Here is a 20,413-nt window from a genome sequence, read left to right as displayed (position 1 = left end):
GTCATGCCCCCGTCTGCGAGGTCAGTGCCTGGGCTGCGCCGAGCACGCGCGCCCGGTACGCGACGATCAGATCGATCAGGGCGTCGAGATCCTCCTCGACCACGTACACATGACCGTCGACCATGTGCAGAGTGGTGTCCGGCGAGGCGTGGATGCGTTCGATCAGGTCGGGGTTCACCGCGAACCGGGTGCGGTCGAGGCGGGTGACGATGATCATCGGGGGTTCTCCGGGCTTCGGATGAGAGGGGGAAGTCTGCTCCGACTATCGCGACGAGGCCCGCCCCCGGTAACCAGGGGCGGGCCTCGTCGCGCGTGTCCGACCGAGTCGGCGCACGCGATCAGCGCTTGAGCTGCGTGAGCTCCTGCAGGACCTCGTCGCTCGTGGTGATGATGCGCGCGTTGGCCTGGAACCCGCGCTGGGCGACGATGAGGTTGGTGAACTCCTGCGAGAGGTCGACGTTGCTCATCTCCAGCGCACCCGAGACGAGGTTGCCGAAACCGGCCTGGCCCGGCTCCCCGATGCGCACAGCTCCGGAGTTCACGGATGCGCGGTAGGCCGTGCCGCCCGCCTTCTCCAGCCCCTCGGGGTTCGCGAACGTCGCCATGGCGATCTTGCCGAGCGTCTGCGTCGCACCGTTGCTGAACGTGCCGACGATGGATCCGTCGCCGGTGATGCTGTAGGACTTCAACGTGCCGGCAGCCGATCCGTCCTGCTCCGTCACGGCGACCGTCGACATGTTCGCGTAGCCCGTGACCGCACCCAGGTCGACGCTCACGGCGCCGGCTGCGAGCGTGAGGCCTGCGCCGGCCTGCTTGCCGTCGGTGAAGGTCAGCGCCCCCGTCGCGCCACTGGTCGGCTCGGTCACGTCCCATCCGGCCGCCGTCTTCGTGAAGGTCAGGCTGAGGGTAGACGGCGTGCCCTGGGCGTCGTAGACGGTCACGTCGCGCACCAGCTCGTCACCGACCGCGGCGGTCGAGGGCAGGTTGCCGGTCACCGTCGCCGAGGTCGTCGCCTTCGCAGGTGACACCGCCTCGAGCGGCAGCACGATGTTGCCGGTCGCCTGCCCCGTGTTCACCACGCCGTCCTGCGCCGACCAGCCCTGCACGATCGAGCCGTCGGCGGTCACCATCTTGCCAGTGGGGTCGAACGAGAAGCCGCCCGCCCGCGTGTAGAGGGTCTCTCCGCCGGCTCGGACCGCGAAGAAGCCGTCGCCCGAGATCATCAGGTCGCCACCGCGGCCTGTCGCCTGGGCCGAACCCTGAGCGAAGTTGGTGCGCACGCCGGCGACCTGCACGCCCAGACCGACCTGGGCGGGGTTGCGACCGCCGACCTCGTCGTCGGGGATGCCCGGGTTGCCGATGAGCTGGGACAGCGAGTCCTGGAACAGCACGGACGAGCCCTTGAACCCTGCCGTGTTGACGTTGGCGATGTTGTTGCCCGTGACGTCGAGCATGGTCTGGTGCGAGCGGAGGCCGGAGATTCCGGAGTAGAGCGAGCGAAGCATGGGGTTTCTCTCTTCCTGGGTGAGACGGGGTCAGACTGCGGCGGGGGTGGGCGCAGCGGGGGTGGTCGGTGCGGGGGTGGTCGGTGCGGTCACGACTCCGGTGATGACGTCGAGCGCGACCGTCTTGTCGCCGATGGTCACCTGCGGGATCGGTCCGTCGAACGAGACCTTGGTCACGATGCCCGAGACGGTCTTGCCGTCGGCGTCCTTGTAGCTCGCCTCCTGTCCGATCAGGGCGCTCGCCGCCTGACGCATGTTCAGGGCGAAGGCCTCGGCGCCGTTGTCGGCGAGCGTGGTGAGCTGCTCCATCATGGCGAGCTGGGTCGTCTGCGAGATCATCTCGTTCGTGTCCATCGGGCTCGAGGGGTCCTGGTGGGTTAGCTGCGTCACCAGCAGCTTGAGGAACACCTCGCCGTCGAGCACCTGCTTGCGGGCTGCGGGATCGGTCGTCCCTCCCGTGTGGATGGAGCTCGGTGCGGTCACTGCGTCGACAGTCATTCGGTCGTCCTCTCAGGCGAAGATGTCGAGCCCTGCACCGGATACGGCAGAGGACGTCGTCGGGATGATGCGGGAAAGATCGGGGCTCTGCTCGGCCCCGCGGCGCTGGTCGGAGCGTCCGCGCTGCGCGTCGCGATCACCGGAGCCCTGCTCCGGTGACGCATCGCCCGCGCCCTGCTGGCCGCGGTCTCCGGCGGTGTCCGCCGATGCCCCGTGGGAGACGTTGAGAGTCGCGTGCGGCATCACCGCGGCGAGATCACGGCGAAGGTCGACGAGCATGGTCCGCAGCGCGTCGCGCCCTGCATCGGTGGCGCCGCTGAGCTCGACCTGCACCTCGCCCGCCGCGCTGATGTGCGCGCGCACGGTGACGGGGCCGAGGCTGTCCGGGTTCACCGTCATCGTGAGCTGATGGGTGCCCATCGGGCGCTGCGCGATGCTCACCACCACGGGTGCGACCTGCGCGGCGACGGCCCGGTTGGTCGACGCGGCCGCTTCGGGCGAGGACACGGGCATGGCCGTCGCCGCAGCCGGAGATGCGACCGGAGCGAGAGTCGTCGCAGGCGACCCGGGCTGCGGACCCGGCAGTGGATCGACGGAGTCGCTCGACGGCAGCGGCTCTGCCTGGCCGCCCATCACGGACGCAGCGGAGACGCCGACGGTGGTCGGGATCGGAGTCGACGGTGCCGCGTTCCGCGGGGACTCGGACCGCGGAGCCGCAGCGGCAGCGGAGGATGTCGCCGGGTCGGCAACGCCCTCCGCCGGGTCCTGCTGACCCGTCACCGGAGCGTCACGGGGAGCGTCGCTCGACAGGGTCTCCGGGCGCACTCGGGCGCCGGCCACCGGAGGCGCCCCGTCAGCGCCCCTCGCCGACGCCGACGCCGATGCCGATGAGATCTCGGGCGCAGGTGTCCGTTCCGGCGCCGACACGCCGAGAGGCGGGGAGGTCACCGTCGCGCCCGTCTCGACGGCTGCCGCGGCCGGGCCTGTGGGGAGCTCGGCAGGGCGCGCCTCACCCGACGCTGCGGCGGGAGCGGGGAGAGCGCTGCGGGCGCTCCCCGCTGCCTCCGACGCCTCCGGCGCCGTCTGCACGAGCGTCGTCCCATCGAGCGTCGTCGCATCCGGCGTCCTCTGAGCAGGCGTCGACGTGGATGCAGGGGCCGCCGCAGCCGCGGCCGGAGCGAACTGCGCGGTGAGGTGCATCATGGTCGCGATCGGCGCCTCTGCCCCGCTCGCGTCGTCGGATGCCGCAGTCTCCTCGGCAGTCGGCGCGTCCTGTCCGTCCGGCGTGAGCGTCGCTGCGTCCTGATCCGTCGCACCGTCGAGCACCCGGCCAGCGGCGATCAGCGCGTCGCCGAACAGAGAGCCCGAAACGGCCGAAAATCGTCCACCTGTCTCCGTTTCGCCGGTTCCTGAACCCGCCACCGTCGCGAGCAGCCCCACGGCGGTCATCGGAGCATCTCGATGATCTTCTGCATCGACGCCGTCGAGCCGTCTGCGCCGGTGGCATTGGCCGAGAACAGCGTCTGCAGCGCCGAGATGACCTCAGCGCTCGCGTCGCCGCCCGCTCCCGTGCCGGCTGCCGCCGCAGTCTGGGGGGTCTGGCCGGCAGCGGGTGCTTCCGGGGTCGACGCCGCCTTCGCCGCTTCGAGGACTCCAGCGAACGTCGTCGCGCTCGCCGCCGATGTCTCGGCGGTCGCCGCGGTCGCGGTCGCTGCAGCCGACGCCGCCGCCGCGCGGCCTGCCGGATCCAGCGACACGATCTGCGTCTCGATCGCGTCGACGCGGGCGATCACCGCCGCGAGCCCGGTCATGCGGCGCTCCCCTCACGTCGCGCGGTGCGGACCACAGCGATCTCATCGAGCGCCGACTGCTCCGCGGCGAGCTCGGCCTTGGTCGCCTCCACGCGGTGGGTGCTCTCGAGCCGCTCGAGTCCCTTCAGGTCGCGCCGCGCTTCGACGTGGGCCGACTTCGCCTCCGACTCCGTGCCGCGCCTCATCTCGACGAGCGCCTGCAGATCGCTGAGCGTGCTGCGTCCCGCGGCGCGAGCGGCGGCCATGGCCATCAGCGCTCGTGGATCGTCGATCTGCGCGCTGATGTCGGCGAGGCTCGAGATCGCGGTCTGCTCGTCGAGCTCGGCCTGCGCCCGTTCCGCGCTCGCACGCGACAGCTGCTCGGCGGCGACACGCTCCTGGGCGCCGCGCACGCGCAGCAGGCCAGCCAGTGGGAAGGTCATGGGGTGAGTCCTCCGAAGTCGGTGGTGAGGGCGGCGAGCCGCTGCCAGGAGTCGTCGGATGCCGCAAGATCGTCCATCCGCTGGGTGAGGAAGCGCGAGATCGCGCCTTCGTGCGCGAGGGCGGCGTCGACCATCGGGTTCGCTCCCTGGCGGTAGGCGCCGATCTCGATGAGGTCGTTCGCGCTGCGACGAGCCGCCAGGACGCTGCGCAGCATCACCGCGTCCTGACGCTGCTCAGGAGTGGTGATCTTCGACACGACGCGAGACACCGAGCCGAGCACGTCGATCGCGGGGAAGTGTCCGCGGATCGCCAGCGCGCGGTCGAGCACCACATGGCCATCGAGGATTCCTCTCGCGGCGTCCGCGATCGGCTCGTTGTGGTCGTCGCCGTCGACGAGCACCGTGTACAGGCCGGTGATCGATCCGACGGGTCCGGTTCCTGCGCGCTCGAGCAGGCGGGCCAGCACCGAGAACGTCGATGGCGGATACCCGCGGGTGGCGGGCGGTTCGCCTGCGCTGAGCCCGATCTCGCGCTGCGCCATGGCGACGCGCGTGAGGGAGTCCATCATCAGCACCACGTCGAGGCCGTCGTCGCGGAACGCCTCGGCGATCCTGGTCGCGACGAATGCCGAGCGCAGGCGCGCCATCGCGGGCTGATCCGAGGTCGCGACGACCACCACCGACCGCGCCAGACCCTCGGGGCCCAGGTCGTCCTCGAGGAACTCGCGCACCTCGCGACCGCGCTCCCCGACGAGGGCGATGACGTTCACATCGGCAGTGGAGCCACGGGCGATCATCGACATCAGCGACGACTTGCCGACGCCCGAGCCGGCGAAGAGCCCGAGACGCTGCCCCGAGCCCACCGGCGTCATCGTGTCGAGCACGCGAACGCCGAGGCCGAGCTGACGATCGATGCGCTGGCGATCCATGACGCTCGGCGCATCGTGGTCGAGCGAGACGGGAGCGACACCCCGGTCGAGCGGCCCCTTGCCGTCGATCGGTCGCCCGAGTCCGTCGAGCACGCGTCCGAGCAGCGCTCGTCCGGTCGGCACCTGCAGCGGCGCTCCCCCGTGCCGCACCCGGGCACGGGCGGTGATCCCGTCGAGCCTGCCCAGCGGCATGCAGCGGGCGGCGGCTCCGTCGACGGCGACGATCTCGGCATCCACCACACGGCCGTCAGTCGCGTCGATGCGGATGCGGTCGCCGACCGCGCCGTCGATGCCCAGCACCTCGACGCCGAGCCCTCGCACGGCTTTCACGGTTCCTGAGCGCTCCGGGCGCGCTGCCAGCAGCGCACGGTTCCACGACCGCGTCGCGGTGATCACACGATCACCTCGGCATCCTGTTCGTCGCCGTCGAGTGCTGCGGCCGCGCGGGCGAGCGCCGACGTGATGCGCGTGTCGACGGCCCCGTTCTCGATCTCGACGATGGCGCCGCCGTTGTCCACGGCCGGAGAGGCGGAGATCCGGATGCCGCGCAACGCGTCGATCGACGACATCTCGTCCTGCAGGACTGCGACGTCCTGCTCGCTGAAGGCGACCCCTGTCCAGCGCTCCGCCGGCATCTCCGTGAGCGCCCGGCGCAGCGCATGCGCCGCCGAACGTGCCGGATCCGACAGCTCTGCTCCGAGGATCGTGGTGGCGAGGGCGACGGCGAGCTCTTCGATGCGATCGGCGGCGAGCATGCTCAGCTCGTCGATGCGGCGGTCGAGGGCCGCGTGCGCGCTCTCCAACGCGCGCAGACCCGAGCCGCGCTCATGCAGGTACAGCTCCTGGAGTTCGTGCATCCGCTGCTGCTGCGCGGCGTGCTGCACCTCTCCCTCGTCGAGGGCGAGCCTGCGGCCCTCGACGAAGCCGTCGGCATAGCCACGGGTGCGGGCCCTGTCGGCCTCGCCGCGGAGGTCCATGGGCGTCTCGCCGACGCGCGGCACGACCAGTGGCGTGAAGGCGGAATCGAGCACGGCGGACACCTCGGAATCGAAGGGCGAGGCCTGTCCGTGGCCCGTAGGTCGAGCGATCCGTGCTCCAGACCCACTATCGCGACACCCGGCTGCGTCCGTAACCGGATCGGCCGACTCACCTGCCGTCAGAGGGATCACTCGATGAGCTCATCCTCGTCTTCGCGCGAGATCGTGATCTCCTCCGCGGCTTCCAGGTCGCGGATGATGCGCACGATCTCGGCTCTGGCCTCATCGACCTGACGCATGCGCACGGGACCGAGGACTCGGGTCTCCTCAGCGAGGTTCTCCTGGTTGCGCTCCGTCATGTTGCTCTTCACCTTGTCGGTGATCTGGTCGTCCGCGCCCTTCAGCGCGAGGGCGAGCATGCGCAGGTCGATACCGCGCATCACCCGCTGGACGTCGCGATCCTCGAGGCGCGCGATGTCGGCGAACGTGACCATGCGGCTGCGGATGTCCTCGGCCAGGGCGAGATCACGGCCTTCGAGGCTTGCGAGGAGCGACTTCTCGAGCGCGGTGTCCGAGCGGTTGATGATCTCGACGAGAGGCTGCACGCCTCCGATGGACTCATGGTTGTCGCGCATCGCGAAGACGCCGGTGCGTGAGCGCAGCGAGTCGGCCACGATGGAGATCGCCTCCTGCGTGGCGGTGCCCATCGTCGCGATCGCCTGAGCGACGTCCGTGCGCAGGGGATCCTGCAGGGCGGCGAGAACCGCCGCCGCACGATCGGCTCTGAGATTGGCCAGTACGACGGCGACGGTGGTCGGAAGCTCACCCTCGATGATCGTGGCGAGCTGGGCCGGGTCCGCCGCATTGAGGAAGTCGAACGAGACCGACCCCTGCGACATGACTCGGCCGACCATCCCGACCGCCTTCTCGCGGCCGAATGCCGTCTCGAGCAGTCCGGTGGCGAGCTCCTGTCCGCCCCGCGACGGCACCGAGCCGCCGGTGGCGATGCGCCGGAACTCGCCGAGAGCACGGGCCGTCGAGGCCACGTCCACTCCCCCGAGCTGTGTCAGCTCGGCCGCGAGCATCTCGGACCGCTCCTCGCCGAGGTGGCGGAGCACTTCGGCACTGGCGGCGCGATCCATGTTCATCAGCACGATCGCGGCCTTGCGCAGTCCGCTCATCTCCGGCGCAGCCACGGGTGCCGGCGCCTCGACGGCCGACACCTCGACCGTGTCGGCCTGCGCGTCCAGCAGCTCGGTCAGCGCGCTCATACGGTCGCCTCATCCATCAGGTCGGCCAGTGCGCTGGCGATCGTGTCGGGTTCGCGCTTGGCGAGGTCGTCGATCTCCCGGCGACGGCGCTCGACCAGCACCTTGTCGGGCTCGGGCTCGTCGTCGAGATCGGCCGACGCGGACGGCAGCAGCTTGGTCGGCGCCGGGGCGATGATCGCCTCGGCCTCCTTCAGCCCTCTGAGCGAGCGGAGCTTCTGCTCCTCGCTCTCGGTGACCGTCGCGAAGTACTCGATCGGTCCGTCTTCGGTGTACATCACCCGACGCTTCATCTTGCGGCGCACGACGAGGAAGACGATCAGGATGATCGCCGCGAGCAGGATCGCGCCGCCGATGATCGCAGAGCGCAGCAGCTCCTGCTGGAACTGCGCGTCGCGCTCGGCCTCCGCCGCCTGCAGCGCTGTCTGCGCCGCCGTCGCACCCGCCTGGTTGAACTCGACGAACTCGACGGCGATCTCGTCGCCGCGCTCGACGTCGATCCCGGCCGCAGATGCCACGAGCGATTCGATCTGGTTCGCCGTCACTCCGGTGACCGTCCCTCGGTTGAGCGCGATGCTGACGGTCTGCCGCGTCACCTCTCCGGCGGGGGTGATGGTCTTCTCCGTCGACTTGTTGACGGCGTTGTTGCGAGAGGTCTCCTCGAACTCATAGGCGCCGGTCCCCTCGGCGTTGTTGGGAACCGCGATGTTGTCGGGGCCGAGCACGCCGGCACCTCCACCCTCGCCGCCGTTGTACGTCTCGGTCTTGGTCTGCTCCGATGCGCTCAGCTCGCCCTCGGGGGCCGAGTACGTCTCGTCCATGCGCTCGGATGTGGAGTTCGCGACATCGGCCGATACCGTCACCGTCGCGTTGCCGGGTCCGACGATCGTCTCGAGCATCTTGCTGACGGATGCCGCGACCTTGGCCTCATGCTCAGTCGCCTGCTTCGAGGAGTTCCCGGTGAGCCCGGTGCCGACCGCCGAGAGCACGCGGCCGTCCTGATCGGTCACCGCGACGTCCTCCGGCGTCATCCCCGGCACGGCGGCGCTCGTGAGGTGCACGATCGCCTCGATCTTCTCGTCGCTGAGCCCTGAGCCGTTGCGGGTCTTCACGAACACGGATGCGGTCGGGCTCTGCTGCTCCGAGACGAAGACGCTCTCCTCCGGGATCGCCAGCTGCACCGACGCCGTCGAGATGCCCTCCATCGCGCCGATCGTGCTGGCCAGCTCGCCCTCGATGGCACGCTTGTAGGTCACCGACTGCTGGAATTCACTCGCCGTCACACCCATCTCGTCGAGCAGGGTGTAGCCCTCGCTGGTGTCGCCGGGCAGCCCGGCGGATGCCGCCGCGAGACGCTGCGGATAGACCTGGTCGTCGGGAACGAGGATCGTCGCGCCTCCCTCGGCGAGCTCGTAGGTCACGCCTGCCGACTTCAGCTGCTCGACGACGGCCGACGCGTCGCCGGCGCTCAGGCCGGTGAAGAGCGGGCTCATCTGCGGCTTGGTGAGCCACGCGCCGAGGGCGATGGCGCCCATCACGAGCAGCGCGACACCGATGATGGCGATCGTGCGCTGTGCGAGGGAGAATCCTGAGACGACCTGCTTGGCGCGGTCGTAGTAGGTCGTGAGCATCTTGGGCATCGTCAGGCCTGCATCCTCATGATCTCGTTGAACGCCGAGACGCTGCGGTCACGCACGGCCACCACCAGGTCGAGCGTCACCGAGGCGCGCGTCGACGCGATCATCGCCTGATGGATGTCCTGCAGGTCTCCCGTGACCGCCTGCACCGCGAGCTCGTTCGACGTCGACTGCAGCTGCTGCAGGTTCTCCATCGCCCCCGAGAGCGTCGTGGCGAAGGCGTTGCCGGAGGCAGGAGCGCTGGTCGCGTCCGGGCCCGTCTCGAAGCTGAGCGCCGAGAGCGGCGCGACACCGGAGGCACCGATGGCCTCGATGCCCGACATCAGTTGCGGCCGATCTGCAGCGCTGCCTCGTAGGTCGTCTTCGCCCGGTCGACGACAGCGGCGTTCGCCTCGTATCCGCGCTGGGCGAGGATCAGCATGCTCATCTGGTCGCCGAGCTCGACGTTCGGGTACTGCACGTAGCCGTCCTCGTTCGCATAGGGGTGCTCGGGGTCGTACACGAGCTTCGCGTCGGCCTCGGATTCGACGACGCCGGCGACGTACACGCCGGGGCTGTCGGTGCCGGCCTGCACGGTCACGAACTTCTCCCGGAACGCCTCCTGGCCTGCGGGTGTCGCGGTGTTCACGTTGGCGATGTTGTCGCTGAGCGCGTCGAGCCACTTGCGGTGCGCGGTCAGGCCGGTGCCGGCGATGCCGATCGCGTCGAAGGTCATGCGGAGGCCTGCCCGATCGCCTTGGTGATCGAGGCCGCCTGACCGCCGATCGCCTGACTCGCGAACTGGAAACGCAGCACGGTGTCGATGGTCGAGAGCGTCTCGGTGTCGAGGTTGACGTTGTTGCCGTTCAGCCTGGTCGGCTCGAGCGAGCGCTCGACCGTCGCGGCGACGCTTCCGGAGCCGCCCTGGACAGCAGAACGGAGTTCATCCTCGAACCGCACGCGCTGGGCCTGGTAGCCCGGCGTGTTGACGTTGGCGATGTTCTCGGCGATCGAGCGTTGGCGCAGGGCCAGCCCGTCGAGCGCGCTGATGAGCGCAGAGGACGTGACGGATTCGAGCACGGGGGCACTCCGGGATGTTGGTGGAGAGGCCGATCCCTGGCCAATCGTCGAGCGATCCGTGCTCTGTGCCGACTATCGCGACACCCGGGCATCCATGTAACCGCTGTGCTCAACCCTCGACGTCGAGATATGCCGGCACATTCTGGGTGGAGGTCGGCACGCGCCGCAGTGCGGCGATCTCGCGAGCCACATTGGCGCGCGATGTGACGAGTCCGCCGATCATGAGCTGCTGCCGCGCGAGCACGGCTTCGGCACGCTCACGCAGCTCCTCGGGGACGGGGCCGTCCGGCGCCTCGAAGGACTGCTCGTCGAGGTGCTCGTCGGCGGCGTCGAGGGCGCGCTCGAACTGGTCGAGCACCGTCAGCCAGGCCGAGAGAGTGTCGGGCACGATCGCTCAGGCCAGGGCCGTGATGGGGGTCTGCGCGGTCGACGAGACCGCCGCAGCCGCCGCATGCCACGCTTCACGGAGCGGCACGACGAGAGCTCGGCATTCCGCGGTGGCCGCGCGGTCTCGAGCGATGTTGGCGGTGATCAGGCGTCCCGTGAGGTAGGTGTACACGCCGTGCAGCTCTGCAGAGCCGTCCCACTCATCGGTGAGCGAGCCGTTGAGCTCGGCGACGATCTGCTGCGCGTGCACGAGGTGGTTCCCCGCAGCCGCCCACTCCCCCGCTTCCTGGCAGGCGTCCGCGCGCTCGATGTCGACCAGGAGGCGGTCGTAGAGCAACACGAGAAGGCGCTCAGGCGTGGCGGAGGCCACCTGCTGCTCCAGATACTGCTGCTTGGCCCGGTCGAGTGAGGTGAGTGCCATGAGTACGTGCTCCGATGCGATGCGATGTCACGAGGACGAGGTCAGGAATCCGACGGGGTGAGTCCGGCGAGCTGGCTGGTCAGCCACGACGATTGCGACTGCAGCTTCGAGAGCTGCACCTCGAGCTGCGCGTACGTGCGTTCGAGGGTGGCGCGGCGCTGTTCGAGCCGGATGTCCCAGCGCTCGACCTGGGTCTTGAGCGTCTTGACCTCGTCCTCCTGGCCGGTGATGCGCTTGGTCAGGAGGCCGTCGTACTTGTCGGAGTACTGGGTCGTCACGTCCTGCACCCGCGCCGAGACCGCCGAGAACAGCTCCTGCGTGCCCTCCGGGTCTTCTGCGAGAGCTGCGGCGAACTTCTCGGCGTCGAACGAGAGCACGCCCTTGTCGCTGACGGTGATGCCGATCGTCGAGGGCGAGATGCCGTCGATCGGATGCTGCACGGCGGTCGCCAGCGCGCCGCGGAGGTTTCGCACCGTGCTGTCGCCGGTGAAGACGCCGAGGGTCGTGGTCTCGCCGACCTCGCCGATGGTCGCCTTCGAGCCGTTGTCGATGCGCACCAGCAGCGCGGCGATCTCCTTGACGAACGCCTCCGCCGTCGAGCTCTGCTTCTTCGCATCGCGTGCGACGGTCACGGTGACGGGGTCGGCACTGGCCTTCGTGACGGTGATCTCGATGCCCTCTCCGACGGTGATGGTGTTGCTCGCGCTGTTCAGGGTCTGCTCGGCGTCGGTGCCGGCGAAGAGGCGGATGCGGGCATCCGCGCCCTGGGTGAGCAGTGCGGCGCCGGGGGCGGCACCGAGATCGACCGCGGTTCCGGAGGTGACCTCCGCCGCGGTTCCGCGGTGCAGGGTGAAGGCACCAGCCGCGCCGGTCTCGGCGGAGGTGAGCTGGATGCGCGAGAGCGGCTTGCCGTCGGCATCCGTTCCCGCGGGCACGACGGTCGCGCTCACGCCGGCCTTCGACGCGTTGATCGCCTTCGCGAGGTCCTGCGGACCGGTGCCCAGCGGAGTGACCTCGACGGCTTCGCCGTCGGATCCCACGAGGGTGAAGGTGCCGCCCCACGCTGTTCCCCCTGCGGCAGCGGTGACGACGGAGTGCGCTGTGGCGACGGCATCCACCACGATGGCGGTCGAGAATGCGGTCGCCTTGCTGCCGGCGGTGATCGTGACCGTCTCGGACGACGAGGACGCGGTGAAGGATGCCAGAGAGCTGGGTCCCGCGGCGGTCTTGGCCTTGTCGACGAGCTCCTGCAGCGTCTTGTTCAGCGACTGCAGGTTGGTGATGACCGAGTTGCGGTCGGTGATCTTGTTCGTGATGAGCGTCTTCGGGATCGCCGAGACGTCCATGAGCGCCTTGATGAGCTCTTCGGTCTTGAGCCCTGATACCAGTCCGTCGAGTTTCATCCCGGTCGTCTTCCGTGCGTTGCGGTCAAGAGTGTCCTACAGGAAGGCGCCCGGGCGGAGGTGACTCCGCCCGGGCGCCCTGTGCGCCTCAGGCGCAGCGACTCAACGGAGAAGCTGCAGGACGCCCTGGCCCGACTGGTTCGCCTGAGCGAGCATGGCGGTGCCGGCCTGCTGCAGGATGTTCGAGGCGGTGTACTTGACCATCTCGGCGGCCATGTCGGTGTCCGCGATGCGGCTCTTCGCTGCGGCGAGGTTCTCGGCCGAGACCTGCAGCGAGTTGATCGTCGACTCGAAGCGGTTCTGCACCGCACCGAGACCCGCACGAGCGGTCGAGACGGCCGTGATCTCGTCATCGATCGCGCCGATCGAGGTGAGTGCGTTGGCCGCGGTGTCGACCGTCAGAGCGCCGATCGTGGCGCCCAGGCCCGAGAAGTCGGTCAGCGTGACGCCGATCTGGTCCTCGGCGGCCTCGGAGCCTGCGCCGACCTGGAACGTCAGGGTGTTCGCGCTGTCGAGCAGCTTGATCCCGTTGAAGTTCGTGCTGGCGGCGACGCGGGTGAGCTCCTCGCCCAGCGAGTCGATCTCGGTCTTGATGGCGTCGCGCGACTCGGTGTTGTTCGAGTCGTTGCCGGCCTGGACCGCGAGGTCGCGGACACGCTGCAGGATCGAGTGGACCTCGGTGAGCGCGCCTTCTGCGGTCTGGATGACCGAGATGCCGTCCTGAGCGTTGCGGGCTGCGACGTTCAGACCGTTGACCTGCGAACGCAGGCCCTCGGAGATGGCGAGGCCGGCGGCGTCATCGGCTGCACGGTTGATGCGCAGACCGCTCGAGAGCTTCTCGAGCGACTTCGAGACGTCGTTCTGGTTGACAGAGAGGTTGCGGTACGCGTTGAGTGCACCGACGTTGGTTGCGATCTGAAGACCCATGAGAATTCCTCCGTGGTTATGGGGCTGGACGCGGGCCCATCCGTGGGCCTGCACAACCGATATTCGCGACATCGGCCGCCGGCGTAACCACGGATCCGGAAGATTCCACGGGTCGCGTCACACGGCGGCGAGGAGCTCGCTCGACCGGTCGCGGATCTCGGCGCGGACGGGCCCGAAGAGCGCCTCGAAGAACTCGGCCCTGGCCTTGGTCGATCGGTCACCCGTCGTGCCGTTCTCCCAGGCCTCCATGGCCTCGCGCATCAGTTCGAGACCACGCGAGCGCAGCTTCGACACATAGGCATGACTGACGGCGAGCTCTTCGGCGATGTCCTTCACCATGCGGTCTTCGAGATAGATGCCGCGCACGACCTGCTGCATCGCCGTGGGCAGAGCGTCGACCACTCGGTTCATCATCGCTCGCGTCTCGGACTGCTCGACGGCGTGCTCGGGGAGGATGACGCTGTCGGTGAGATCGACCGCCTGTCGGCCGGTCTCGGCGTCGAAGTGCTCCTCGAAGCTGATCGCGGTGCGCACCATCTCGTCGAGCTTCATCATCTCCGAGACGACCTCGGCGGTGAGCCCCGACTCCCGCGCGAGCTCCGCCGTGCTCGCGGCTCGGCCGGAGCGGGCGAGCACCGCCTCGGCGGCGACTCTCACGCGCTCGATCTTGTCGCGTCCTCGCTCGCCGGCGGGGTCGGCGCGACGCATCTCCGACAGCATCGCCCAGTTGATCTGGCTGCTCGCGAACGCACCGAAAGGAATGCCACGCGCGGCGTCATACGACATGGCCGCGCGGGCGAGGCCCAGGCGGGCGGCGGAGAGAAGGTCGTCCAGATCGACGTGCGTCGCCGACCGCGCCTTCTCCACAGCCAGGAAGGTGGCGAGCGGCATGTTGTCGCGTGCGAGTTTCTCGGGCGAAGCGGGGGCTTCCGGGGGCTGAGTGGAATCAGCGGAAACAGCAGAACTACTCAGCAATGTGACTCCGTGGCTAGAACAACTGTTTTACGAGTGAAGCTAGCACGAACAACACGTTTATGAGCAGAAAACGCGGAACTCAATCCTCGAGTCGCTCAGTTCTCCGGATCCGGTTCGCGGATTATCCTCGTCGCCCGGCGGTCTGTGAAGCCCTTATTCCGTCGCAGCGAGAACCGGTCTCATGGGCACCCATCACGATCCGACCAGAAAGGCAGCCATGTTCTTCCATCGTCAGGAACTTCAGTTCACCGCCACCCCCGAAGCCCCGGATGCCGTCTACGCCCGAAAGCTCCAGGAGGTCCTGGGCGGCCAGTACGGCGAGATCACGGTCGCCATGCAGTATCAGTTCCAGGCGTGGAACATGCACATCCCCGGCAAGTACCGCGACCTGGTCTTCGGCATCGGTGCCGAAGAGATGGGTCACGTCGAGATGCTCGCGATCATGATCGCGCAGCTGCTCGAGAAGTCGCCGCTCGGAATCACCGAGGATGCCGTCCAGGACGACCCGACGGTCGCCGCGATCATCGGAGGCACCGACGTCCAGCAGGGCATCGTCGCGGGCGCCGGAGCGCGACCCGTCGACAGCAACGGCAACCCGTGGCAGGGCTCGTACATCACATCGAGCGGGAATCTGCTCGCCGACTTCACCGCCAACGCGAACGCCGAGATGCAGGGCCGCGTGCAGGTCGCCCGGCTGTACCACATGACCGACGATCACGGAGTGCGCGATCTTCTGAGCTTCCTGCTCGCGAGGGACACCATGCACCAGAACCAGTGGCTCGCCGCCGTCGAGGAGCTCAAGGCCGAAGGCGCCGAGACCCTTCCCGTCCCGAGCAACTTCCCGCTGTCGAAGGAGCACCGCGACGTCTCGTACCAGTACTTGAACTTCAGCGACGGCCCCGCCGCCGCAGAGGGCAGCTGGGCGAGCGGACCCACTCCTGACGGCCACGGCGAGTTCAGCTATCACGAGGGTCCGACGACCACCGCGCCGATGCCTCCGCCCACGCACCCCGACTCGCGCTTCTACGGCACGACGGAGCTGCCCAACGTCGTCGAGAAGGTGGCGGGAGCGGTTCAGGACATGACGAACAAGGAGTGAGGCCACGACGTCCGGTCGGGGTCGGCGCTGGGGGCCGACCCGACCGGCGGGGAGCCGACGGATAACCCGATAAGCGAGTCGAAGGAGCGCACGACCATGACCACACTGCACCGACAGACGGAGGCACCGAGATGAAGGCGATGGCCTACCGCGGCCCGTACAAGGTGCGGGTCGAAGAGAAACCGGAGCCACGCATCCAGCACTCGAACGACGCGATCGTCCGGGTGACGAGGGCGGCCATCTGCGGTTCCGACCTGCACCTGTTCCACGGCATGATGCCGGACACGCGCATCGGTCACACCTTCGGGCATGAGATCGTCGGCGTCGTCGAAGAGGTGGGCTCCTCGGTCCAGACCTTGCAGCGCGGCGATCGGGTCATGGTTCCCTTCAACATCTACTGCGGCTCGTGCTTCTTCTGCAGTCGCGGGCTCTTCTCGAACTGCCACAACGTGAATCCGAACGCGACCGCGGTCGGCGGGATCTACGGCTACTCGCACAGCACGGGAGGATACGACGGCGGTCAGGCGGAGTTCGTGCGCGTCCCGTTCGCCGACGTGGGCCCGTCCGTCATCCCCGACTGGCTGAGTTCGGAGGACGCCCTCCTGCTGACCGACGCGTTCTCGACCGGGTACTTCGGTGCCCAGCTCGGCGAGATCGCTCCGCTCGACACGGTCGTCGTCTTCGGCGCGGGTCCAGTCGGCCTGGCGGCCGCGCGTTCGGCGTGGTTCCTCGGCGCGGGACGCGTGATCGCCGTCGACCACATCGACTACCGACTCGAGAAGGCGCGCACGTTCGCCCACGCCGAGACCATCCATCTCGCCGAGGCGCGAGATATCGTGCTCGCGCTGAAGAAGGCGACGGGCTATCTGGGGGCCGACGTCGTGATCGACGCCGTGGGGGCAGAAGCGGACGGCAGCGTCGTCCAGCACGTCACCGGCGCGAAGCTGAAGCTCCAGGGCGGGTCACCCGTCGCACTCAACTGGGCCATCGACTCCGTGCGCAAGGGCGGCACCGTCTCGGTCATCGGTGCCTACGGCCCGCTCACCTCGGCTGTGCGCATGGGCGATGTCGTGAACAAGGGGCTCACCCTCCGCGCGAATCAGGCTCCGGTCAAGCGCCAGTGGCCACGGCTGCTCGAACACATCCGGGACGGCCATGTGCGCCCGTCGGAGCTTCTCACCCACCGGTTCCCGTTGGAGCACATCGCGGAGGCCTATCACGTGTTCTCCGCCAAGCTGGACGACTGCGTCAAACCGCTCGTGGTCGTCGGAGAGGAGTGATCATGCCTTACACGGCCGATCGTCCGGGCCTCGCGCCCTCCGCCGACGAGCTGCGCGAGCGGATCCCCGGGTGGGGCGCCGATCTCGACCCTGAGCACCGCAGAACCTGGGACCAGCGGGATGACCTTCCGGACACGGGGGCTCGGTGGACGTTCCCCGAGCGTCAGGACGAAGACCCCCGGCGGGAGAAGTCGATCGAGCATTCGATGCTCCCTCCCGTGTTCGGCACCGCCCAGCCGCTGCACGGGGTCTCCGGCGTGATCCGTCGATTCGCGTACGACCGGTTCAGTGAGACGAAGAACACCCGGTGGCTGCTGCTCGTGCTCGGCGACCGGATCGATGCCGTCACCGCTCACGCCAGGTCCTTCCTCACGACCCGGCCCGACGATCCCGTGACCCTGACCGGTGTGACCTCCGAACCGCGCCACCGCCCGATCGCATCTCGATTCGGACGCGGACGCCGCGATCTGCGGCACGCCTGGCTCGACCCCATCATCGTCGCGGGCCCGTGGATCCTCGCCGTCGCGGCGACTGCGGCAGCGGTGCAGCGCGCCCGTCGATCGCGCTGAGCACGGATGGCGCGGCGCCCGTCTTCAGTGGGCGCCGCGTCGTGCGGCTTCCGCGACCGCCGCCGCGATCCCGTCGCGCCAGGGCACGCCGTGTCCGGGCAGCACGAGCTGAGCCGACGTCTCGGCGAGTGTGTCGAGCGAGGCGAGCGCCCGTGCGGTGTCGGCGGTCGCGGCGCGCGCGATGATCTGGGGACCTGCCTCGCCGGTGTAGGGATCGAGGGTCACGAGCGCGTCGCCCGAGAGCAGGATCCCCTCGTCCTCGAAGAACACGGCGCAGTGCCCTGCCGTGTGACCGGGAGTCCAGAGCGCGGTCGGCGCACCGGGGGCGTCGACGGGCTGCCCGTGGTGGATCCGACCGAGGGCGTCCACGCCGCGCACGCCGAGCGCCCCGTGCGCCGCCATCCGAGCGATCACGGGGATGCCGCGCGGGTGCGAGAGCAGATACGGCACCCGCGGACTCGCAGGTCGATAGCTGTACGGATGCCGGGCGAGGCGCGCGTCCGCGGAATGCACGAGCACCGTCGCCCCGTGAGCGCGGATGCTCGAGGCGACTCCGACGTGATCGAAGTGCCCGTGGGTGAGGATGACCGCGTCGATGTCCGACTCGCGGGCGCCCAGGTGTTCGAGCAGCGCGTGCAGCGGTCGTCGACTGTCGGGCAGTCCTGCGTCGACGAGCGTGAGTCCATCGCCTGTCTTGATCAGGTAGCAGTTCACCTCGGCGACCGATACGCAAAAGAAGCCGGGTGCCACCTCGGTGAAGGATCGAGTGCGATTCATGCGGCCACGCTACGAATCCCGACTCTCGTCGGAGACGGTCTTGACATCGCGCTGATCGAAGGAGCACTATCGGCGCGGCGACTCCGACGGTCGCCCCGACCGCCATCCCGGTGTCGGTTCCAGAATGCTGTCTGCAACCGCATCCGGCGCAGATCGCTGTACGACGTGATGTCTGCCGGGAATCGCGACGATGTCCGCGTCGCGGGCGCTGGACGCGAGGCGATCGCACCATGCGGCACCGGCGATCGGGTCCTTCGCTCCGCGGAGGACGAGCAGCGGCACGGTGAGACTCCCAACCCGATCCTCGGTGGGATAACGCAGCATGTGAGCAGCCTGTCGCAGATACCAGCGCGGGCCGCACCTCACGTAGTCGCTGAAGACGATGACGTTCGTGGCCGGGGTCTCCCCCAACGTGTCGACAGCCAGCGCACGCGCCTGTGCGCCGAGGCTGCGATGCGCGTCGTCGACGACCGGCCCGATCGCGACCACTCGGGCGATCCGCGCCGGATGGCGAACCGCGGTCTCGACTGCCCACTGGACTCCCATCGAGTGGCCGACGAGAATCACCGGGCGGGTGCTCACTGCGACCACCAGCTCTCGGATGGCGTCGGCCATCTCTTCGATCGTGATGTCGTGGCCGGGCTTGGGGAGCCCCCCGAACCCCGGCAGGTCGAGGGACACGACGCGAACCGACCGAGCGAGCACGTGGTGCAGTCGCGCGAAGTAGCGGTGAGACATCCCGATGCCGTGGATCAGCACGATCGTCTCGGTCGCGTCATCCGCCCGGCTCTCGATCACGCGGAACCGCATCCCGCGCACGGTCAGCGTGCGTTCGGATCCGAGTGGAGTATGACGGCTCACTCGACACCTTTCCCATGCGACACGACTGGCTGGCGGCGGACTATGAGAAGACACGATAATCGCAGCCCCTGACTCGGCGGGGCCTGCAGGGCATTGTGCACGCCTGGACGCCCCGTGGCAGGCCTTGAGAGGGACCCTGTGGGGCCCGAGGCCGAAGGTATCGTGGCCGTCATGGATCGCGAGACAGCAATGGAGCACTCCGGATCACCATCACCCCAGATCACGGTGGTCGTGAACCGTCATCTGGATGTCGTGTCGACGACGCCTCTGGCGATGGCCCTGACGGCCGCGTTCACCGTCGGAAACAACCTCGCGCGGTCATTCTTCCTGAATCCCGAAGCGGCCGAGACGCTGGGGCGCTGGAGTGAGATCGCCGGACAGGTCGCCGGCCTGCTGCGCGCGAACCTCGTCGAATTCGGACAGGACCCCCGCTTCGCGCACCTGATCGGCGAGCTCGGGGCGCACAGCCAGGAATTCAGGGAGCAGTGGGCGCGGACCGAGCTCGATGAGTGCCCCGCCTCCCAGCTCATCGACGTGTTCCACCCGATGACAGGACGGCAGCAGTACGAGGCGCGGATATCGGCGGATGGCAGCGACCACAGAGTGCTGCTGTGGATTCCCGCCGACGACTCTTCGGCGGCCGCAGTGCGCGAACTGTGGTCACGCACCCGACAGGTGCCCGCTCAGCGGATCGACTCGGCGAGGTAGCGGATGGCCGCCGCGGCAGGCGAGCCCGGTGGATCCGCGAACAGCACGAGATAGGTGTCAGTACCGGGTACCTGCAAGTGCTGCCAGGAGACGGTCACGACTCCGAACGGCTCGATCCGGTGCTGGGTGGTGTCGAAGCTGAGATCCGCGACCTCGTGCCGTGCCCAGATCCCCGGAAAGTCGGCATCCTGAATAAGCAGGTTCGCGAGGAGTTCCCGAAAACGGGGATCGTTCGGATTGCTCCGCAGACGGAATGACGCCACAAGCCTTTCGGCCAGACTCCTCCAGGTCTCACCGACCCGGTCCCGCGCGCCGGCACTGAAAGTGGCCAGGAGGAGATTCCGTCCCGGCTGCATCGAAGCCGGCTGGAGAGCCTGCGCGAGGGGGTTGGCAGCGAGTACGTCCTGGTTGCCGTCGACGACGACTACGGGCACGTCCTGCAGTGTTCGCAGAAGCGCTGAGACGGACTCCGGGATCTTCTGGGAGGCAGGTGATCGCTCCATCGCAGACGGACTCCACCCGCTGTTCAACCGCAGCAGATACGTCGTGGCGGCGTCGTCCAGCTTCAGCGCCTGGGCGAGCGCCAGCAGCACCTGCGCAGACGGCTGGTGGTCATGGCCGCGTTCGAGCCGCACGTAGTACTCCGGGCTGATCCTTGCGAGTGCCGCCACTTCTTCGCGGCGAAGCCCGACGACGCGTCGTCCCGGGGTACGGGGCAGGCCGACATCCTCGGGTTGCAGCACATTGCGCCGAGCCCGCAGATACTCCGACACCGGCGTCCGCTGTTCGTTCATGCTCTCCCGCTGGTGTCATCCCGCACTCTCGCTCAAATAGTAGGACGCAGCACGCCCGCCGGATGGGGACCCTGGGAGGGACACCACAGGATCGGCCGCCGAACCT

The 20,413-nt window shown here is 68.7% G+C and carries 25 protein-coding genes; 4 read left to right on the top strand and 21 right to left on the bottom strand.

The features are described from left to right. Position 1: 1 nt before the first annotated feature. From ACZZZF_RS02020 to ACZZZF_RS01935, 18 genes are all read right to left on the bottom strand, one after another. Positions 2 to 217 carry a flagellar FlbD family protein gene (locus tag ACZZZF_RS02020; RefSeq protein WP_042541095.1) on the bottom strand — a complete coding sequence of 72 codons (216 nt, stop codon included), beginning with the start codon at positions 215 to 217 and terminating at the stop codon, positions 2 to 4. A gap of 121 nt (positions 218 to 338) precedes the next feature. After that, positions 339 to 1,505, bottom strand: coding sequence for a flagellar hook protein FlgE (locus tag ACZZZF_RS02015; RefSeq protein ID WP_053096332.1), 1,167 nt, complete (start codon positions 1,503 to 1,505; stop codon positions 339 to 341). A 30-nt stretch (positions 1,506 to 1,535) separates the two neighbouring features. After that, positions 1,536 to 2,003 (bottom strand): flagellar hook capping FlgD N-terminal domain-containing protein, encoded by a 468-nt coding sequence (locus tag ACZZZF_RS02010; protein WP_463496891.1) that lies wholly within the window; start codon positions 2,001 to 2,003, stop codon positions 1,536 to 1,538. A gap of 12 nt (positions 2,004 to 2,015) precedes the next feature. Further along, complete coding sequence (locus tag ACZZZF_RS02005; protein ID WP_463496887.1) at positions 2,016 to 3,452, bottom strand: hypothetical protein; 1,437 nt, start codon at positions 3,450 to 3,452, stop codon at positions 2,016 to 2,018. Beyond that, positions 3,449 to 3,814, bottom strand: a complete 366-nt coding sequence (locus tag ACZZZF_RS02000) for a hypothetical protein (protein ID WP_295101403.1) — start codon at positions 3,812 to 3,814, stop codon at positions 3,449 to 3,451. The genes ACZZZF_RS02005 and ACZZZF_RS02000 overlap by 4 nt, the downstream gene beginning before the upstream one ends. Then, positions 3,811 to 4,236, bottom strand: coding sequence for a flagellar export protein FliJ (locus ACZZZF_RS01995; RefSeq protein WP_072591340.1), 426 nt, complete (start codon positions 4,234 to 4,236; stop codon positions 3,811 to 3,813). Before ACZZZF_RS01995 ends, ACZZZF_RS02000 begins: the two co-directional genes overlap by 4 nt. After that, positions 4,233 to 5,558, bottom strand: coding sequence for a FliI/YscN family ATPase (locus ACZZZF_RS01990; protein WP_056279097.1), 1,326 nt, complete (start codon positions 5,556 to 5,558; stop codon positions 4,233 to 4,235). Before ACZZZF_RS01990 ends, ACZZZF_RS01995 begins: the two co-directional genes overlap by 4 nt. Beyond that, positions 5,558 to 6,196, bottom strand: coding sequence for a FliH/SctL family protein (locus tag ACZZZF_RS01985; RefSeq protein WP_463496885.1), 639 nt, complete (start codon positions 6,194 to 6,196; stop codon positions 5,558 to 5,560). The genes ACZZZF_RS01990 and ACZZZF_RS01985 overlap by 1 nt, the downstream gene beginning before the upstream one ends. A 134-nt stretch (positions 6,197 to 6,330) precedes the next feature. Continuing rightward, positions 6,331 to 7,413, bottom strand: a complete 1,083-nt coding sequence (gene fliG, locus ACZZZF_RS01980) for a flagellar motor switch protein FliG (RefSeq protein ID WP_230100771.1) — start codon at positions 7,411 to 7,413, stop codon at positions 6,331 to 6,333. After that, positions 7,410 to 9,050: a flagellar basal-body MS-ring/collar protein FliF gene (gene fliF, locus ACZZZF_RS01975; protein WP_072591342.1), complete on the bottom strand. Its 1,641-nt coding sequence runs from the start codon at positions 9,048 to 9,050 to the stop codon at positions 7,410 to 7,412. The genes fliG and fliF overlap by 4 nt, the downstream gene beginning before the upstream one ends. Before the next feature lie 2 nt (positions 9,051 to 9,052). Further along, positions 9,053 to 9,370: a flagellar hook-basal body complex protein FliE gene (gene fliE, locus ACZZZF_RS01970; RefSeq protein WP_056278838.1), complete on the bottom strand. Its 318-nt coding sequence runs from the start codon at positions 9,368 to 9,370 to the stop codon at positions 9,053 to 9,055. After that, positions 9,370 to 9,762: a flagellar basal body rod protein FlgC gene (gene flgC / locus ACZZZF_RS01965; protein ID WP_053096340.1), complete on the bottom strand. Its 393-nt coding sequence runs from the start codon at positions 9,760 to 9,762 to the stop codon at positions 9,370 to 9,372. Before flgC ends, fliE begins: the two co-directional genes overlap by 1 nt. Further along, positions 9,759 to 10,106, bottom strand: a complete 348-nt coding sequence (gene flgB, locus ACZZZF_RS01960; protein WP_463496882.1) for a flagellar basal body rod protein FlgB — start codon at positions 10,104 to 10,106, stop codon at positions 9,759 to 9,761. Before flgB ends, flgC begins: the two co-directional genes overlap by 4 nt. 109 nt (positions 10,107 to 10,215) lie before the next feature. Then, positions 10,216 to 10,494: a hypothetical protein gene (locus ACZZZF_RS01955; protein WP_056278839.1), complete on the bottom strand. Its 279-nt coding sequence runs from the start codon at positions 10,492 to 10,494 to the stop codon at positions 10,216 to 10,218. A 6-nt stretch (positions 10,495 to 10,500) separates the two neighbouring features. Further along, positions 10,501 to 10,914 carry a flagellar export chaperone FliS gene (fliS, locus tag ACZZZF_RS01950; protein WP_463496879.1) on the bottom strand — a complete coding sequence of 138 codons (414 nt, stop codon included), beginning with the start codon at positions 10,912 to 10,914 and terminating at the stop codon, positions 10,501 to 10,503. Positions 10,915 to 10,955: 41 nt separating this feature from the next. Continuing rightward, complete coding sequence (gene fliD, locus ACZZZF_RS01945; RefSeq protein ID WP_463496876.1) at positions 10,956 to 12,317, bottom strand: flagellar filament capping protein FliD; 1,362 nt, start codon at positions 12,315 to 12,317, stop codon at positions 10,956 to 10,958. Positions 12,318 to 12,419: 102 nt separating this feature from the next. Further along, complete coding sequence (locus ACZZZF_RS01940) at positions 12,420 to 13,244, bottom strand: flagellin N-terminal helical domain-containing protein (protein ID WP_053096345.1); 825 nt, start codon at positions 13,242 to 13,244, stop codon at positions 12,420 to 12,422. Positions 13,245 to 13,361: 117 nt separating this feature from the next. Next, a complete protein-coding gene (locus tag ACZZZF_RS01935; RefSeq protein ID WP_463496874.1) occupies positions 13,362 to 14,219 on the bottom strand; it encodes a sigma-70 family RNA polymerase sigma factor in 858 nt (285 codons plus the stop codon). Positions 14,220 to 14,436: 217 nt separating this feature from the next. On the opposite strand from ACZZZF_RS01935, the gene ACZZZF_RS01930 reads away from it, so the two are divergent. From ACZZZF_RS01930 to ACZZZF_RS01920, 3 genes are all read left to right on the top strand, one after another. Continuing rightward, entirely contained in the window at positions 14,437 to 15,318 is an 882-nt protein-coding gene (locus tag ACZZZF_RS01930; RefSeq protein WP_215174776.1) for a manganese catalase, read from the top strand. Positions 15,319 to 15,449: 131 nt separating this feature from the next. After that, positions 15,450 to 16,598 (top strand): zinc-dependent alcohol dehydrogenase, encoded by a 1,149-nt coding sequence (locus tag ACZZZF_RS01925; protein WP_463496871.1) that lies wholly within the window; start codon positions 15,450 to 15,452, stop codon positions 16,596 to 16,598. Between the two features lie 2 nt (positions 16,599 to 16,600). After that, a complete protein-coding gene (locus tag ACZZZF_RS01920) occupies positions 16,601 to 17,167 on the top strand; it encodes a hypothetical protein (RefSeq protein ID WP_372983478.1) in 567 nt (188 codons plus the stop codon). A gap of 24 nt (positions 17,168 to 17,191) precedes the next feature. Here ACZZZF_RS01920 and ACZZZF_RS01915 read toward each other — a convergent pair whose 3' ends face one another. Next, the gene (locus ACZZZF_RS01915; protein WP_463496869.1) at positions 17,192 to 17,944 is read right to left on the bottom strand and encodes an MBL fold metallo-hydrolase; all 753 of its coding nucleotides are present in this window, start codon (positions 17,942 to 17,944) and stop codon (positions 17,192 to 17,194) included. Positions 17,945 to 18,010: 66 nt separating this feature from the next. Next, positions 18,011 to 18,805, bottom strand: a complete 795-nt coding sequence (locus ACZZZF_RS01910; RefSeq protein ID WP_463496866.1) for an alpha/beta fold hydrolase — start codon at positions 18,803 to 18,805, stop codon at positions 18,011 to 18,013. 171 nt (positions 18,806 to 18,976) lie between these two features. Here ACZZZF_RS01910 and ACZZZF_RS01905 point away from each other — a divergent pair, with 171 nt between their 5' ends. Further along, a complete protein-coding gene (locus ACZZZF_RS01905) occupies positions 18,977 to 19,513 on the top strand; it encodes an MmyB family transcriptional regulator (protein WP_372983475.1) in 537 nt (178 codons plus the stop codon). Here ACZZZF_RS01905 and ACZZZF_RS01900 read toward each other — a convergent pair. Then, positions 19,489 to 20,307, bottom strand: a complete 819-nt coding sequence (locus ACZZZF_RS01900) for an MmyB family transcriptional regulator (RefSeq protein ID WP_463496864.1) — start codon at positions 20,305 to 20,307, stop codon at positions 19,489 to 19,491. The two genes, ACZZZF_RS01905 and ACZZZF_RS01900, sit on opposite strands and share 25 nt — an antisense overlap. Positions 20,308 to 20,413 lie beyond the last annotated feature (106 nt).

Source organism: Microbacterium sp. AC215 (assembly GCF_979258645.1).
Note: the sequence above shows the minus strand (reverse complement) of the source record. Positions and strands in the feature narration are given on the sequence as shown.

Excerpts from the sequence above, each read along its gene's own strand:
- fliF (WP_072591342.1), bottom strand. The coding sequence starts at position 9,050 with ATGCCCAAGATGCTCACGACCTACTACGACCGCGCCAAGCAGGTCGTC.
- ACZZZF_RS02010 (WP_463496891.1), bottom strand. The coding sequence starts at position 2,003 with ATGACTGTCGACGCAGTGACCGCACCGAGCTCCATCCACACGGGAGGG.
- ACZZZF_RS02015 (WP_053096332.1), bottom strand. The coding sequence starts at position 1,505 with ATGCTTCGCTCGCTCTACTCCGGAATCTCCGGCCTCCGCTCGCACCAG.
- ACZZZF_RS02005 (WP_463496887.1), bottom strand. The coding sequence starts at position 3,452 with ATGACCGCCGTGGGGCTGCTCGCGACGGTGGCGGGTTCAGGAACCGGC.
- fliE (WP_056278838.1), bottom strand. The coding sequence starts at position 9,370 with ATGTCGGGCATCGAGGCCATCGGTGCCTCCGGTGTCGCGCCGCTCTCG.
- ACZZZF_RS02000 (WP_295101403.1), bottom strand. The coding sequence starts at position 3,814 with ATGACCGGGCTCGCGGCGGTGATCGCCCGCGTCGACGCGATCGAGACG.
- ACZZZF_RS01900 (WP_463496864.1), bottom strand. The coding sequence starts at position 20,307 with ATGAACGAACAGCGGACGCCGGTGTCGGAGTATCTGCGGGCTCGGCGC.
- ACZZZF_RS01925 (WP_463496871.1), top strand. The coding sequence starts at position 15,450 with ATGAAGGCGATGGCCTACCGCGGCCCGTACAAGGTGCGGGTCGAAGAG.
- ACZZZF_RS01905 (WP_372983475.1), top strand. The coding sequence starts at position 18,977 with ATGGATCGCGAGACAGCAATGGAGCACTCCGGATCACCATCACCCCAG.
- ACZZZF_RS01915 (WP_463496869.1), bottom strand. The coding sequence starts at position 17,944 with ATGAATCGCACTCGATCCTTCACCGAGGTGGCACCCGGCTTCTTTTGC.
- fliS (WP_463496879.1), bottom strand. The coding sequence starts at position 10,914 with ATGGCACTCACCTCACTCGACCGGGCCAAGCAGCAGTATCTGGAGCAG.
- ACZZZF_RS01995 (WP_072591340.1), bottom strand. The coding sequence starts at position 4,236 with ATGACCTTCCCACTGGCTGGCCTGCTGCGCGTGCGCGGCGCCCAGGAG.
- ACZZZF_RS01940 (WP_053096345.1), bottom strand. The coding sequence starts at position 13,244 with ATGGGTCTTCAGATCGCAACCAACGTCGGTGCACTCAACGCGTACCGC.
- fliG (WP_230100771.1), bottom strand. The coding sequence starts at position 7,413 with ATGAGCGCGCTGACCGAGCTGCTGGACGCGCAGGCCGACACGGTCGAG.
- ACZZZF_RS01920 (WP_372983478.1), top strand. The coding sequence starts at position 16,601 with ATGCCTTACACGGCCGATCGTCCGGGCCTCGCGCCCTCCGCCGACGAG.
- ACZZZF_RS01930 (WP_215174776.1), top strand. The coding sequence starts at position 14,437 with ATGTTCTTCCATCGTCAGGAACTTCAGTTCACCGCCACCCCCGAAGCC.
- ACZZZF_RS02020 (WP_042541095.1), bottom strand. The coding sequence starts at position 217 with ATGATCATCGTCACCCGCCTCGACCGCACCCGGTTCGCGGTGAACCCC.
- fliD (WP_463496876.1), bottom strand. The coding sequence starts at position 12,317 with ATGAAACTCGACGGACTGGTATCAGGGCTCAAGACCGAAGAGCTCATC.
- flgC (WP_053096340.1), bottom strand. The coding sequence starts at position 9,762 with ATGACCTTCGACGCGATCGGCATCGCCGGCACCGGCCTGACCGCGCAC.